A 14283-nucleotide genomic window follows, 5' to 3' on the forward strand; every position below is an offset into this window, starting at 1 on the left:
CGTAGCTGCTAGCGCAAGCTGTACAAGGATTTCAGACCAAAACCTTGGTGAAGTACTTGCAGATAAAGCGCTGGCAGCTCATCTTTTTACAAGGCTAAGAGCGGGGCTCAGGCCTGACGTTGCTCGAAGTCCCGCATGTAGTCGACCAGCGCCTGCACGCCTTCGATGGGCATGGCGTTGTAGATGCTGGCACGCATGCCGCCCACGGACTTGTGGCCCTTGAGCTGCAGCAGGCCGGCTTGCTTGGCGCCGGCCAGGAAGGCGTCGTTGCGCGACTCATCATGAAGGAAGAACGGAATGTTCATGCGCGAGCGGCAGTTCGCGGCCACCTTGTTCACATAGAGCGAGGACTGGTCCACATAGTCATAGAACAGCTTGGCCTTGGTGATGTTGCGCGCTTCCATGGCGGCCACGCCGCTGAGGCCGCCTTCGGTCTGGCGCTTGAGCCACTGGAAGGTCAGGCCGGCCATGTAGATGCCCCAGGTGGGAGGCGTGTTGTACATGCTGCCGTTGTCGGCCACGGTTTTGTAATCAAACGCCGAGGGGCAGACGGGCAGGGCATGGCCCAGCAGGTCTTCGCGCACGATGACGATGGTCAGGCCTGCGGGGCCGATGTTCTTCTGCGCGCCGCCAAAGGCCAGGCCCACGCGGCTCCAGTCGATGGAGCGCGAGGCTACGTGCGAGGAAAAGTCGATGACCAGCGGAGCATCCGAGCCCAGGGCCTGGAGGTCGGGCAGCTCATGGAACTCCACGCCGTGAATGGTCTCGTTGCTGCAAATGTGCACATAGCTGGCGCCGCGGCTCAGATTCCAGCTGCTTGCGGCGGGAATCGTGGTGTAGTCGCTGTCCTTGGCGCTTGCGGCCACATTGGCATCGCTGGCGTACTTGGCGGCTTCCTTGGCCGACTTCTGGCTCCAACTGCCGGTCACCACAAAGTCCACCACGCCGGCGCGCGACAGATTCATGGGCACGATGGCGTTTTCGGCAATGCCGCCGCCCTGCATGAACAGGATCTTGAAGTGGGCGGGCACGGCCAGCAGCTCGCGCAGATCGGCTTCGGCGGCTTCGTAGATGCTGATGAATTCCTTGCCGCGGTGGCTCATTTCCATCACCCCCATGCCGGATCCGTGCCAGTCCAGCATTTCGGCGGCTGCGGTTTGCAGCACTTCTTCAGGGATGGCGGCGGGGCCTGCGGAGAAGTTAAAAGGGCGGTTCATCAGATTTACGCTCAAAACATGTGAAAGCGCTTGTCTAGCTTGCGCTTTCAGCTATCAAAACATTGGGCCACGGGCATGGATCATGCCCGTGGCGTCCGGTCCGTATCGGGGCAGCCCGGGGCTGGCCGATCAGGATGCGTCGCCGGACTCGGCTGTGCCTTCTTCGGAGCCGGCGCTGCCGGAGTCCTCGGCTTCGCCATCCTCGCCGGCACTGTCGTTGGCATCATTTTCGACGATGCGCTGCAGACCGATGAGCTTGGCACCTTCGTCCAGATTGATCAGCGTCACGCCCTGTGTGGCGCGGCCCAGCTCGCGGATTTCCGCAACCCGGGTACGCACCAGCACGCCGGTGTCGGTAATCAGCATGATCTCGTCCTCGGGCGCCACCAGGGTGGCAGCCACGACCTTGCCGTTGCGCTCGGACTGCTGGATTGCAATCATGCCCTTGGTGCCACGGCCGTGACGGGTGTATTCGCTAATGGCAGTGCGCTTGCCGTAGCCGTTTTCGGTGGCGGTCAGCACGCTTTGCGAACCCGCCACCACGTTGCCCGTGCCGTCGTCGGCCTCGGCGACCAGCATTGCGATCACGTTCTGATGCTCTTCGATGTTCATGCCACGCACGCCGCGCGCATTGCGGCCCATGGGGCGCACATCGTTCTCGTCAAAGCGCACGGCCTTGCCGCCGTCGCTGAACAGCATCACATCGTGCTTGCCGTCGGTCAGTGCGGCGCCGATCAGGTAGTCGCCTTCGTCCAGGCCCACGGCAATGATGCCGGCCTTACGCGGGTTGCTGAACTCGGTCAGCGCCGTCTTCTTGACGGTGCCCATGCTGGTGGCCATGAAGACGAAGTGATCTTCGGGGAAGCTGCGGTTTTCGCCGGTCAGCGGCAGCACCACGTTGATCTTCTCGCCTTCCTGCAGCGGGAACATGTTGACGATGGGGCGACCACGCGAGCCACGCGAGCCCGATGGCACTTCCCAGACCTTGAGCCAGTACATACGGCCGCGGTTGGAGAAGCACAGCAGGTAGTCGTGCGTGTTGGCAATGAAGAGCTGGTCGATCCAGTCGTCTTCTTTGGTGGCCGTGGCCTGCTTGCCGCGGCCGCCGCGCTTTTGCGAGCGGTACTCGGACAAGGGCTGGCTCTTGATGTAGCCGGTGTGCGAGAGCGTCACCACCATGTCGGTGGGCGTGATCAGGTCTTCGGTGGACAGGTCCTGCGCGCTGTACTCCACGGTGGAGCGACGCTCGCCCTTCTTGGACTGACCGAACTCGGCCTTCACGGCGTTGAGTTCTTCGCCAATGATGATGGAGACGCGCTCGGGCTTGGCCAGGATGTCCAGCAGGTCTTCGATGACCGACATGACGTCCTTGTACTCGGCCACGATCTTGTCTTGCTCAAGGCCTGTCAGGCGTTGCAGACGCATCTGCAGAATTTCCTGGGCCTGGGTTTCGGACAGGCGGTACAGGCCGTTTTGCTGCATGCCGAATTCGACTTCCAGGCCCTCGGGGCGATAGTCGTCGGCATTGACCACACCGCCGTCGGTGCGCGTGCGGGTGAGCATCTCGCGCACCAGCTTGCTGTCCCAGGATTTTTCCATCAGCGCGGCCTTGGCCACAGGAGGTGTGGGAGCGTTGCGGATGATGGCGATGAAGTCGTCGATATTGGCCAGTGCGACGGCCAGACCTTCCAGCACATGGCCGCGGTCGCGCGCCTTGCGCAGCTCGAACACGGTGCGGCGGGTCACCACTTCGCGGCGGTGCTCCAGGAAGACCTGGATCAGATCCTTCAGGTTGCACAGCTTGGGCTGGCCGTTGACCAGCGCCACCATGTTCATGCCGAAGGTGTCTTGCAGCTGGGTCAGCTTGTAGAGGTTGTTGAGCACCACCTCGGGCACTTCGCCGCGCTTCAATTCGATCACCAGGCGCATGCCGGACTTGTCCGACTCGTCCTGAATATGGCTGATGCCCTCGATCTTCTTTTCGTGCACCAGCTCGGCCATGCGCTCCTGCAGCGTCTTCTTGTTGACCTGATAGGGCAGCTCGTCAACGATGATGGACTGGCGCTGGCCCTTGTCGATGTCCTCGAAGTGGCACTTGGCACGCATCACCACGCGGCCACGGCCGGTGCGGTAGCCTTCCTTGACGCCGTTGATGCCGTAGATGATGCCGGCCGTGGGGAAGTCGGGCGCGGGAATGATCTCCATCAGCTCGTCGATGGAAGCCTCGGGGTTCTGCAGCAAATGCAGGCAGCCGTCCACTACCTCATTGAGGTTGTGCGGCGGGATATTCGTGGCCATGCCCACGGCAATACCCGAGGAGCCGTTGACCAGCAGGTTAGGCAGGCGGCTTGGCAGCACCAGTGGCTCGCTCTCGGAGCCGTCGTAGTTAGGGCCGAAGTCCACGGTCTCCTTGTCGATGTCGCCCAGCATTTCATGAGCGATCTTGGAGAGGCGGATTTCCGTGTAACGCATGGCGGCGGCGCTGTCGCCGTCCACCGAGCCGAAGTTGCCCTGGCCATCGACCAGCATGTGGCGCAGCGAGAAGTCCTGCGCCATACGCACGATGGTGTCATATACCGCGCTGTCGCCGTGAGGGTGGTATTTACCGATCACGTCACCGACGATACGCGCCGACTTCTTGTAGGGGCGGTTCCAGTCGTTATTGAGTTCGTGCATGGCGTACAGAACGCGGCGGTGCACGGGCTTGAGGCCATCACGCGCATCAGGAAGCGCCCGGCCCACGATCACGCTCATGGCGTAATCGAGATAACTGCGACGCATCTCCTCTTCAAGGCTGATGGGCAGAGTTTCTTTAGCAAACTGGGTCATGTCTAGTGATACTTTGACGGCTGGAAAACAGCCATTTTAGGTCGAATGGCGTGTGGCAGCAGAGCAACATAACTGAGGAATTACATAGCTGTCCTACTTGTTGGTGCCTAGTTGACAACACTCTTGCATGTTACGTATGGCACAATCATTTCAACGTTTTTGGTGATGGTCACTGATGACGTCCACAGATTCGCAGCCCTGCTGCGGCTTTTTCCCCAAGAGGAGAACCATGAAGAAACTGAACAAAGTGGCGATGTTGTTTGCCTCTGCTGCCCTCGTGACAGCCGCTGGCGCACAAGTGAAGGCTGCTGACGGTGGCAAGACTATCGACAACTGGCAAAACGGCACCAGCGAACTGGTGTGGAAGAACGGCACGAACGAACTGTGCTGGCGCGATGCCAACTGGACTCCTGCTACTGCCGCTGTTGATTGCGACGGTGCTCTGAAGGCCCAGGTTGCTGCTCCCGCTCCCGCCGTTGTGCCTCCCGCTCCTGTGGCTCCCCAGCCTGCAGTGGCATCTAAGGTTACCTACTCTGCTGACGCTTTCTTCGACTTCGACAAGTCCGTGCTGAAGCCCGCAGGCAAGGCTAAGCTGGATGACCTGACCGGCAAGATCAAGGACATCAACCTGGAAGTCATCATCGCCGTGGGTCACACCGACTCCATCGGTTCCGATGCTTACAACCAGAAGCTGTCGGTGCGTCGCGCTGAAGCTGTGAAGGCTTATCTGGTGTCCAAGGGCATCGAAAAGAGCCGCGTGTACACCGAAGGCAAGGGCAAGAAGCAACCCGTGGCAGACAACAAGACTGCTGCTGGTCGCGCTCAAAACCGTCGCGTGGAAATCGAAGTTGTGGGCACCAAGGCTGCTCAGTAATCTTTCGATTGCTACACAAAAAGCCCCGGTAACGGGGCTTTTTTTATGCCTGATCCATCGCGGTAATCGCGGACAATTGCACCATGAGCAACACTATCAATGCCGACCCGGCAGAACTGGAAAAATTCTCCAGCCTGGCCCATCGCTGGTGGGATCCCGAGAGTGAATTCAAGCCACTGCATCAGATCAACCCCCTGAGACTGGACTGGATCAACGCCCAGGCGCCCCTGGCGAACCAGCGTGTTCTGGATGTGGGCTGTGGCGGAGGCATTTTGGCGGACTCCATGGCGCGCAAAGGTGCCAAGGTGGTGGGTATCGATCTGGCAACCAAGGCTTTGCGCGTCGCGCAGTTGCATGCTCTGGAGGCGGGAACGCCCAATATTCAATACCATGAGGTCAGTGTCGAGCAGCTGGCGCAGGAGCAGCCGGCCAGTTTTGATGTGGTGACCTGTATGGAAATGCTGGAGCATGTGCCCGATCCTGCGTCCATCGTGCGGGCATGTGCACAGCTGGTCAAGCCTGGCGGCTGGGTGTTTTTTTCCACCATCAATCGCAATGCCAAGGCTTTTGCGCTGGCGATCGTGGCTGCCGAATACATGCTCAAGATGATTCCCAAAGGCACTCATGAGTACGCCAAGTTGCTGCGCCCCAGCGAGTTGGCTCGCTTTGTGCGCGAAGCCGGCCTGGATGTGCAAGGCAGCAAAGGCATGGAGCACAACCCAATCTCGGGCCGCTATTGGCTCAGCAATGACACCTCGGTCAATTACATGCTGGCAACACGCCGCCCTCAGGAGTGACAGCCATGTGGAAGCACGTTAGAGCCGTTCTTTTTGATCTGGATGGCACTTTGATCGACAGCGCTCCTGATCTGGGTGCTGCAGCGGACAAGATGCGTGTGGATCGCGGCATGCCGTCGCTGCCGCTCCATGCCTACCGCCATATGGCCGGGGCTGGGGCTCGTGGAATGCTGGGTATTGCGTTCGGTATGACGCCAGAGTCTGCAGGATTTGCGGAAATGCGCGAGGAGTTCTTTCGCAATTACGAGCAATGCATGACCGAGCGCACCTATGCTTTTGAGGGCGTACCGGAGCTGATCCAGGCATTGGAGGCTGGCCCGTTGTTGTGGGGGGTTGTGACCAACAAGTCCATGCGCTTCACTGACCCGTTGACCCGTCAGATGCCCTTGTTTGCTCAGGCTGCGGCCGTGGTGAGCGGGGACACGACGCCGCATTCCAAGCCGCACCCCGAGCCTCTGTTTGAAGCCGCGCGACGCATGCAGATTGCTCCCGAGCATTGCATCTATGTCGGAGATGATGAGCGCGATATCCAGGCGGGTGCAGCAGCGGGCATGAAAACTGTAGCTGCACGCTATGGCTACCTGGGTGCGACAGCAGATACGGTTCATTGGGGTGCCGATGCGCATATCAATTCACCACTTGAGCTGTTGAAGTTGCTGGGATGAGGCTAGAATAGGCAACTAAGGGGCTGTCCTGGTTTCGACGTGGGTTCGGGACCGGTGCGGTGCATGTCGAGCTTGAGTGACGCTCGTAAATCTCCATTCAAAAAACTAACTGCAAACGACGAACGTTTCGCACTCGCCGCTTAATCCGGTGAGCCTTGCAACAGCACGCTAGTGGGCTGGGCAAGGGGGTAGCAATACCTCCCGGCTGCAAGGGAATTTTCATTAGCTGGCTGGATACCGGGCTTCTTGGTATTTGGCGAGATTTTAGGAAGCTGGCTACCCAAGCAGCGTGTGCCTGCGGGGTTTGGGTGGCGAGATTTAAAACAGAGCACTAAACATGTAGATCTGTCCGGCGAAGGCTTACGGACGCGGGTTCAATTCCCGCCAGCTCCACCATTCACCCATCCAAAGGGGTTCAATGAAGTTCATTGAACCCCTTTTTCTTTTTGTAAATCAACAACTTATCGTCTTTTTATGTCTTAAGTGATTTCACTGCTGCTAATGCATACATGGGGAACAGTTGGGGGAACAGGTGGGGGTAATGGTAAATTTACCCACTATTGTTCCCCCTTTCCCCTCTGGGGGAGGTCTTTTTGAGAGGATTTGTTCCCCCTATGTTGACTGATGCACAGTGCCGAAATGCAGTCTGTTCCCCCGGCGCAAAGCGAGAGCGTTTTTCCGATGCAGGTGGCCTGTACCTTGAGGTCAGTCCTGCAGGGTCTCGGCGCTGGTTCTGGAAGTATCGAAAAGACGGCAAAGAAAAGCGTCTGGCGCTTGGCAGCTATCCGGAGGTTAGCTTGACAGCTGCTCGGAAGGCCAGGGATGTCGCTCGGCTGCAGAAGTCAGAAGGCGTTGATCCGGCCAATGCACGTAAGCTGGAAAAGTTGGTCAACCCAACGGGTGTTGCTGACACATTTAAAGCTGTGGCGCTGGAGTGGTATGGCAAGCAGGTGCCACGCTGGAGTCCTGGTCACGCGGAGCGAATGCATCGTCAACTGGAGCGCGACTTGTTCCCGTGGATTGGTGATCGGGAAATGACGCAGATTCAGCCCATGGAATTACTCGCGGTGCTGCAGAAAGTGGAGGCGCGTGGGGCTGTGGAGACCGCTGACCGCGCACTGATGTTGGCGCGGCAGGTCTGGCGCTACTGGTTGCCAACTGCCAGCAATACTCAGCGTGACATCACCGAAGGTCTGAAAGCTCGATTGACACCATATCGAGGCACGAACTTTCCTGCCATTGTGGAGCCCCAGCGCTTCGGGGAACTTCTGCGTGCCATGTACGCCTATAAGGGTGGCCCCTTTGTGCGCACTGCGCTTTTGCTTGCCCCATTGCTTTACCAGCGCCCTGGCAATCTTCGGATGATGGAGTGGGGTGAATTGGATCTTGATGCTTCGCTTTGGACCATCCCCAGCGTCAAGATGAAGCGCACGGTACAGGAAAAGGAAAATGGGGAGCCGCATGTGGTGCCGCTGCCAAAGCAAGCTGTGGCGATGCTGCGTGAATTGCTGCCGCTTAGTGGCCGTGGACGATATGTGTTCCCTGGTCAACGTGACCATGACCGTCCTATGTCCGATAACTCTGTGCGTACAGCTCTCTACAGCCTGGGGTTTGGCGATGAGCAAAGCTGGCACGGCTTTCGTGCGAGTGCCAGAACCATGTTGGTCGATCAGCTAGACCTTGATCCGCTGGCGATTGAGGCTAATCTGGCGCATGCCGTCAAGGATGCCAATGGACGCAGCTATAACCGTACGAAGTACTTGGCAAAGCGCTTCGAACAGGTTCAACAGTGGGCTGATTACTTGGATCGCTTGCGTGAGGGTGCTGCCGTGATCGATTTTCCACAAAAAATCAAAGTTATGTGACACAAGCCAGCGCATAGGGCGCTGGCTTGTGTGTTATGGGTAGCTGCGTTAACTTGCGCTGAGTGCTCGCCAACCGTTTTCGGTCTTGCGCATCGTCACGGAGCCCTTCATCTGAATCTCGCGTGCTTCAAACCAGTGGCTGGGGTCATCGGTTTGGTTGGCAGCTTGTGCCTGGCCTTGCAACATGCTTTCTGTGAATTTGTACGAAGTACTAGGGCAGCCTTGGCGATAGAACTTGTAGACTGCAGATCCTTCATTGGTCAGGAGTTCTGGGCGCTGTGTATTTGAAAGCTCTGCAGACCATGCAGCTTTCAGAGCTTCGAGTTGCTCCTGTTTTTGAAAGATGATGGCTGGGCGTTGTTGATTGCGGCTTTCGATAGCTGCCTCATAGGCCGCTTGTTGATCAGGTGTCAGGTAGAAAGAATGACCTGTTGTGGAGAACGCATTTTGCCTAGGCGATGGCACATTGCGATCAAACTCCCGTTCCAGTGCCAAGATTTCCTCTTTCAGTGCCTCTACTTCGCCGTAATGTTGCTTTGACTCTTCTTGGTGTAGTTGGCTTGCCGCTTTCTCTGTCTCCCAGATCTGTTTCATTGCTTGGAGTTTGCTTGCGTCCTTGAGCGTAATGCCATAGTTGTATTCCACTCGGTAGTAGCCGTCCTCCTCGTAGCCGTTGGTCTTTTTGATGTCAACTACTTCTATGTTCTGGCAACTGGCGAATTTGGGTTCGAGAAATTTTTCAACATCACTTGTGCTGGGCGAAGAGTTGCAGCCAGCCAAGGCCAAGGCTGAGCAAAGTAGTAGTAGCTTTTTCATATATCCCTCTCTTCGGTCTAGATAACGAATTGGAAATTTGGACCTGCCTCCAAGGAAGCGTAGGTGTGTGCTTTAGGGTGATTGCCGATTGATGCCTTGCAGGTAGTGCGGTGTCCAAGCCGCAGTAATGCGCAAAACCTTCCTGAGAAAACCCTCGCGCGCTTCGGCACTCACGCACGGCCTGCCCAAATGCCTTGAGCACTGGAGATCGGTCTGCATTGGTCATTGGTTTGCTTGCCATAGGACGCAATGGTTACGATTCGTAGCATGCTTGGCCACAGTGCAAAAGCACACGGTGATAGCGATCACGGTGTTTAGAAACACTGCTTCAAGTACTACGGCCACAACAGCCACTGCTTTTACGGATACGGACTTTGCGTACCATTTCGCTGTCTGGCCTGGGTGATAGGGGGCCAGTGCTCATTGGCTGCAGCTGTAGTAGGGGCGGTGGATATGTCGCTTTCTTCGGTATAAAACTCCTCCACAATCTCAACCACCTCATCGGGTGCATCTTCAAAGTTGCCATTGGCAAAGCCCTGTCGTGCGGCCCCGTCCAAGGCAGACTGATCAAACCCAGCTGACAAGCGCTCAGCCGCCAAGGTGTGAGCTTGCCCAATCGCCTCGTTCAAAGAAGCACCAGAACGCACCACCAAGTCCGCGTAATAAATGGCCGATCGATGCGACTGCGTGGTGGACTTACCCCGCAGCTTGAGCTCCAGGGGCATGCAGGCCAGGTGCCCGCCAGAGACTGCAGCGAAGTACTGCAGCCGTGCTGCCAGAGTGCGAATGCTGTTGAAGCCCGTGGTGCGAAACACAAAGCTGCCCAGCTCATCGCTGTCGCCAATACTCACATTCAAGCGGCCATAGGGCTTGCAATGGCCCATGCCAAATCGACACGCATCGGGACCCGGGCAGGCCAACTCCTCCAGACCTTTATCTGTCACGCGCTTGCAGCTCTCGCCATTGCCCACGCACAGCGGGCGAGCTGTGCTGCGATCAAACATGCAGTAATCAGCTCGGAGGTTCAAATCTGGATCGTTGAACAGCACCCGCACTGGGATGCTGCGCAGCTTGCGCCTTGCCGTGCTCGGTGCAGCCGTTGGCGTATCTGCCACACCCATCTTGTCTTTGAGCGAGCGTTTGCCTTGCCGAGCAGGGGCTTGGTCTGTGTCACTTTCACTTTCTGCATCGGAAGGCTGCTGGCCTTCTTTTATGCCGCCGGAAACTTGACCAGGTGCTTGGCTCTGGCGCAAAGCCTCATCCAAAGGGTGTAGCACCCACTGGCCCCGCTGCTGCACCTGCGTGGTGATGGTGAACTCATCGTCCTTTTCTGGCAGACGCTTGCCGTTCTTCTCCACCACCTTGCCAATCGAAATCCTGCCAATCACAGGCGGGGTGATCATCAAACCTTTGATCATGTTTTGCTCCAAAAAAAGCTCTCTGGGGCTGTGAACCGCAGAGAGCAGAGGGTAGGGGTGAAAGAGGGCCGTGAGTCACCGCTCACGTTTCATTGACGAAAAATCGCCGAGCGCCAGCCCGCGTGGACATATAGGCCTTGGCCAGCTCTGGATGGTCTTTGTTGAACTGCGCCGTATTGAACACTTGACTATCCTTGCTGCGCCGCCATGTCACGCTGCCGCCGCAGGCAAACGTTGCTTTGCCTGCTTCCCCCATGTGGATCTGAATGGCTTGGCGCAGGCGTGCTTCATGCTTCTGTGCAGCATCGAGTTGCTCTCGGGCCAACAGCAAGGCTTCAAACGTGGCATTGAGTTCTGGGTCATCACTCATGTCTACGTCATCGCCTGCACTGTTTGGATAGAGGCTACGCAAGGATTTTTCTGCACTGTCCGATCCATCGCCAGCAGGCGGCGTTTTGCTCTCCACCATTTGCCAGAAGGCGTGTTCCATCTCGATCAGTCGGGCAATCAAGGCCTCATCACGCTCAACCCTAAAAATACGTAGCTCCTGACCACCAATCAGCACCGCTACATCAGCAGCACGATGGCCAGTCACGGCCAACTGGTGCATCACCTGCAGTTGCACATACTCCGGCACGCCATCGCGCCACAGGCGGGCACCATGGATACCTGCAGTTTTGCATTCCAGTAGCTGCACCTCCGAAGAGCCGACCACTTCACGATCCACATTGGCCAGCATCCAAGGATGCTCAGAGTGCTGCAAAACCGCATTCACTCGGCGTACCTTGTTGCCTGTGCGCTTGGTGTAGTGAGCCGCCACAATGGGCTCCAGCATCGTTCCCCAGAACATGGGGCTGGTGTCATCATTGGGATCGGCGACTGGCAGCAGATCACCCTTGCCCGTCTTTTGCATCCACAACTCCAGCTGGGACTGGTAGGGGTTGAGGCCAATCGCTGCAGCTGCATCGGAGCTGCCAATGCCGGTACGGCGCACCTCCAGCCAACCATCTCGCTCCAGGTCTATGGTGGAGACTAGGCGCAAAGCAGCGCCCTTGCGGGGCGTGCGTGGAGCGTTGTTGGAGGCAGCGTGAGGGGCTGTAGAGCCAGCATCCAGATTGCCATTCTTGAGAACATGCACAGACATCGAAATCTCCTGGCCCGCCAATTGCGGGCATAAAAAAGCCACCTCAAAAGGTAGCTCGTGGGGGTGAGAAGAGTGGTGGAAAAAGGGGTGGAAAGAAGAGAAGGGGGGCGTCCAATGACGGACAAGAAAGCCAGCGATCAAGCACGATCAGACCACTGGATCAGGCCACCAGTTGCAGCGCATGGTCCAGGGCCCGCTGCTTGATCACTGCCCCCTGGCCGAACCAGGCACTGTCCAGGCGGTTGTCCTGGCTGCGGGCCTGTTTCTCGTGGTCGACGAACTCGGTGACGGCGCACAGCAGGCCCCAGGCCGTGTCCTTGGCCGCCTGCATCTCGGCACCCCGGCCGTGGCCCTCGTAGAGCATCTGCACCTTCTTGAGGGCCCGCTCATTGGTCAGGCCCACCGTGGGATCGGAATGCTGGTCCGTGTTGCAGATCACCTTGAGGAAATAGTTCATCGCTTCATGGGTCTTGATCTTGCGCTCGGCCAGGGTCTTCATGCGGTACATGAAGCTGTCCCACTGGCCCACGGCCACACCCAGCTGGCGCTTGACCGCCTGGGCATCGAAAGCCGTGCTGTGCGGCACCTTGACGGCGCCCACGCCATCGCGCAGCGCAATGGTCAGCGTGTTGTTGCACACCACCCGCACCGTCGTCGGCATCGCCACCGTGGCGAGAGTCCCATCGCAGGAGGTGGCCAGCAGCAAATAGCCGTTGACCACATCCTTGCCCTTGAGGGCAGCTGACTTGCCCGTACGGGCCAGGGCCCAGAACTTGCGCCCGGCCTTGAGCACTCCGGCCGTTTCCAGCTCGTAGCCGGCGACTTCGGTCAGGTCCCGATAGAACTCCAGCACCTCACGGGGCTGGACCACCTGGTAGCGGCTGCCGACCACCGACAGAGGCGCTTGCGTATCGCTGCGGTACAGCACCTTCTGCTCGGGGAACTCCTTGGGCTCGGCATACAGGCCGGACAGCTCGGAAGAACCTGACTCACTATTGGATGCCAGATAACGCACTGGAGTCTCCTGGATACGCCAATCCATGCCAGCCGCTTGCGCCCAGACATCGATGCCTTGTTTGGCTGGCAGGGCGTGGCCCAGTTCATGCCAAGGGGTCTGGCCGGTATAGGCCATGGTTTCTACGAGATGTGCCATGAGAAAACTCCTTCAATAAGAGAAGCGAAAAACCAAAAAGGGAGATGAGGGATAAAAGGGAAAATGGACTGAGCCGGGCGAATCGCTCAATCGGAATCGGCATAGTCGGAGGTCGATTCCTGACGGGCAAACACATGCCTGCATTCCAGGCACTTGAAGTTGTCCAGCATTCGGGCATCAATCGTTTTGCCCACCGACGTGCCGACTTCGCAGCCAATGGCTGTCCCGGCCAAGCCACCCAAAACCGCGCCCGCAATGCTGCCGATGCTCGAACCCGCAGGGCCGGTCATCAGGCCCGAGGCAATCCCAATCTGCGCACCGCGCAGGGCGCCGACAAAGCCACCTGTGGCACCAGCGGCGCAGCCGATGGCGCCTGCAGTCTTGCGTGCCCAGTTGCGGGAGACGACCCGTGGGCTATGGCACAGGGGGCAGTTGGGAGGGAGAGAGGAAAAAGGCATCAAAGCTCCTTGGAAGAAAGACAAGAAGCCAGGTGCTGGAGCGCCTGTCGTGAGGGAGGCAGGCGCATCACCATGACCTGGACGACAGACCGGTGTCTGCTCAGGTCGGTGATATGTGGTTGAAAAAAAGTTGATTGAAAGAGTCAGCTTTTTGGGAGAGCTCGGAGAGGTGTTTGTCTCGATATCACGCAGCTTGTGATGCGTCACAAGCCTGGCATCACATGCGGCTTCGCATGCCAAAAAGCGAAGCTTTCGCATGCGCCCGAAACACTCGATTTCTCCAATGTGGGGGAACTAAATGTTGGCGACCTTTCGCAGGTTCGCATGACGAGGTTGCGAGTGGATGCGATGGTTGATTTTTATCACTGCCGTGAATTAAGTGAAAAGTCAAGATGGATGCTTGAGTCTGTTCTCGTAGCCAAGCAACCGGCTCGAAAGAAATTGGTCGTTCCGCTGCAATCCGGTTCTCTTCAACACGAACTGATTGCCATGAACCACACCCCTTACGCACCTCAATCCAAGAGCCTGATGGAGCGCAGCTTCCACCCTATACAGGCATCTCAGGCGAGCATGTCCTTGCTCGCTTACTCCCAAGCCTCCCAGACTGCAGAAGTCTCCCGTACGCCTTTCTGCGACGAGGAAGCGGTTCAGACCGTTGCCACAGTAGGCAGCGATGCCATGCGTCTGAACACCATCCTCCGCCTGCGCCAACTTCTGAAGGCGCTAGGGATTTCTCGCTCCACGGTGTATCTGCGCATCAATCCCAAATCCAAGTACTACGACCCCATGTTTCCGAAGCCCATTCGCCTTGGCGCAAAGGCGGTGGGATGGGTGCTGTCGGATGTGTATGACTACATCGAGCACTTGAAGAAGAAGCAACAAGCTTGCTGATTTAGGGGTACTAAATACCCGGAACCACTCACGTGTGAATTTACCCCTCCATGAAGGTTAATCCTTCGTGGAGTACGGAATATTTAACGCTGATGGATAAACGAAATTCAATCAATAAACTCGGTTTCTTAGTAACTAAGATATATAAGAGAAATA

General features: G+C 57.7%; 12 protein-coding genes and 1 other RNA gene. 6 read left to right on the forward strand and 7 right to left on the reverse strand.

Features of this window, described 5'->3' with window-relative positions; all coding sequences use genetic code 11:
* Positions 1-107 precede the first annotated feature (107 nt).
* Positions 108-1217 carry a 3-phosphoserine/phosphohydroxythreonine transaminase gene (gene serC / locus CTATCC11996_RS13500; RefSeq protein ID WP_003077014.1) on the reverse strand — a complete coding sequence of 370 codons (1110 nt, stop codon included), beginning with the start codon at positions 1215-1217 and terminating at the stop codon, positions 108-110.
* A gap of 129 nt (positions 1218-1346) precedes the next feature.
* Positions 1347-4046: a DNA gyrase subunit A gene (gene gyrA / locus CTATCC11996_RS13505; RefSeq protein ID WP_003077016.1), complete on the reverse strand. Its 2700-nt coding sequence runs from the start codon at positions 4044-4046 to the stop codon at positions 1347-1349.
* A gap of 229 nt (positions 4047-4275) precedes the next feature.
* Here gyrA and ompA point away from each other — a divergent pair, with 229 nt between their 5' ends.
* The 5 genes from ompA to CTATCC11996_RS13525 all read left to right on the forward strand — a co-directional run bounded on the left by ompA (position 4276) and on the right by CTATCC11996_RS13525 (position 8247).
* The gene (gene ompA / locus CTATCC11996_RS13510) at positions 4276-4920 is read left to right on the forward strand and encodes an outer membrane protein OmpA (protein ID WP_003077020.1); all 645 of its coding nucleotides are present in this window, start codon (positions 4276-4278) and stop codon (positions 4918-4920) included.
* 83 nt (positions 4921-5003) lie between these two features.
* A complete protein-coding gene (gene ubiG, locus CTATCC11996_RS13515) occupies positions 5004-5717 on the forward strand; it encodes a bifunctional 2-polyprenyl-6-hydroxyphenol methylase/3-demethylubiquinol 3-O-methyltransferase UbiG (protein ID WP_003077022.1) in 714 nt (237 codons plus the stop codon).
* A 5-nt stretch (positions 5718-5722) separates the two neighbouring features.
* Entirely contained in the window at positions 5723-6382 is a 660-nt protein-coding gene (locus tag CTATCC11996_RS13520) for an HAD-IA family hydrolase (RefSeq protein WP_003077023.1), read from the forward strand.
* 19 nt (positions 6383-6401) lie between these two features.
* Positions 6402-6778, forward strand: a transfer-messenger RNA (tmRNA) gene (gene ssrA / locus CTATCC11996_RS25045).
* A 218-nt stretch (positions 6779-6996) separates the two neighbouring features.
* On the forward strand, positions 6997-8247 hold the full coding sequence (locus CTATCC11996_RS13525; RefSeq protein ID WP_034349167.1) for a tyrosine-type recombinase/integrase: 1251 nt from the start codon (positions 6997-6999) through the stop codon (positions 8245-8247).
* Positions 8248-8295: 48 nt separating this feature from the next.
* Here the strand turns inward: CTATCC11996_RS13525 and CTATCC11996_RS13530 are convergent, their stop codons facing one another.
* From CTATCC11996_RS13530 to CTATCC11996_RS13550, 5 genes are all read right to left on the reverse strand, one after another.
* Positions 8296-9063, reverse strand: a complete 768-nt coding sequence (locus CTATCC11996_RS13530) for a hypothetical protein (RefSeq protein ID WP_003077027.1) — start codon at positions 9061-9063, stop codon at positions 8296-8298.
* Between the two features lie 359 nt (positions 9064-9422).
* On the reverse strand, positions 9423-10481 hold the full coding sequence (locus tag CTATCC11996_RS13535) for a recombination directionality factor (RefSeq protein WP_003077030.1): 1059 nt from the start codon (positions 10479-10481) through the stop codon (positions 9423-9425).
* Positions 10482-10563: 82 nt separating this feature from the next.
* A complete protein-coding gene (locus tag CTATCC11996_RS13540) occupies positions 10564-11625 on the reverse strand; it encodes a YqaJ viral recombinase family nuclease (protein WP_003077032.1) in 1062 nt (353 codons plus the stop codon).
* Positions 11626-11785: 160 nt separating this feature from the next.
* Complete coding sequence (locus CTATCC11996_RS13545; protein ID WP_003077034.1) at positions 11786-12778, reverse strand: DUF932 domain-containing protein; 993 nt, start codon at positions 12776-12778, stop codon at positions 11786-11788.
* 86 nt (positions 12779-12864) lie between these two features.
* Entirely contained in the window at positions 12865-13236 is a 372-nt protein-coding gene (locus tag CTATCC11996_RS13550; protein ID WP_003077039.1) for a glycine zipper 2TM domain-containing protein, read from the reverse strand.
* Positions 13237-13434: 198 nt separating this feature from the next.
* Between CTATCC11996_RS13550 and CTATCC11996_RS26275 the strand changes: the two genes are divergently transcribed.
* The gene (locus CTATCC11996_RS26275; RefSeq protein WP_003077041.1) at positions 13435-14127 is read left to right on the forward strand and encodes a helix-turn-helix transcriptional regulator; all 693 of its coding nucleotides are present in this window, start codon (positions 13435-13437) and stop codon (positions 14125-14127) included.
* Positions 14128-14283: the final 156 nt, after the last annotated feature.

The organism is Comamonas testosteroni ATCC 11996 (assembly GCF_000241525.1).
In the GTDB taxonomy this organism is placed as follows: Bacteria; Pseudomonadota; Gammaproteobacteria; order Burkholderiales; family Burkholderiaceae_C; genus Comamonas; species Comamonas testosteroni.

What these genes read in the sequence shown, in the direction of transcription:
- serC (WP_003077014.1), bottom strand. Translation starts at nt 1,217, where the DNA reads ATGAACCGCCCTTTTAACTTCTCCGCAGGCCCCGCCGCCATCCCTGAA.
- gyrA (WP_003077016.1), bottom strand. Translation starts at nt 4,046, where the DNA reads ATGACCCAGTTTGCTAAAGAAACTCTGCCCATCAGCCTTGAAGAGGAG.
- ompA (WP_003077020.1), top strand. Translation starts at nt 4,276, where the DNA reads ATGAAGAAACTGAACAAAGTGGCGATGTTGTTTGCCTCTGCTGCCCTC.
- ubiG (WP_003077022.1), top strand. Translation starts at nt 5,004, where the DNA reads ATGAGCAACACTATCAATGCCGACCCGGCAGAACTGGAAAAATTCTCC.
- CTATCC11996_RS13520 (WP_003077023.1), top strand. Translation starts at nt 5,723, where the DNA reads ATGTGGAAGCACGTTAGAGCCGTTCTTTTTGATCTGGATGGCACTTTG.
- CTATCC11996_RS13525 (WP_034349167.1), top strand. Translation starts at nt 6,997, where the DNA reads ATGTTGACTGATGCACAGTGCCGAAATGCAGTCTGTTCCCCCGGCGCA.
- CTATCC11996_RS13530 (WP_003077027.1), bottom strand. Translation starts at nt 9,063, where the DNA reads ATGAAAAAGCTACTACTACTTTGCTCAGCCTTGGCCTTGGCTGGCTGC.
- CTATCC11996_RS13535 (WP_003077030.1), bottom strand. Translation starts at nt 10,481, where the DNA reads ATGATCAAAGGTTTGATGATCACCCCGCCTGTGATTGGCAGGATTTCG.
- CTATCC11996_RS13540 (WP_003077032.1), bottom strand. Translation starts at nt 11,625, where the DNA reads ATGTCTGTGCATGTTCTCAAGAATGGCAATCTGGATGCTGGCTCTACA.
- CTATCC11996_RS13545 (WP_003077034.1), bottom strand. Translation starts at nt 12,778, where the DNA reads ATGGCACATCTCGTAGAAACCATGGCCTATACCGGCCAGACCCCTTGG.
- CTATCC11996_RS13550 (WP_003077039.1), bottom strand. Translation starts at nt 13,236, where the DNA reads ATGCCTTTTTCCTCTCTCCCTCCCAACTGCCCCCTGTGCCATAGCCCA.
- CTATCC11996_RS26275 (WP_003077041.1), top strand. Translation starts at nt 13,435, where the DNA reads ATGCGTCACAAGCCTGGCATCACATGCGGCTTCGCATGCCAAAAAGCG.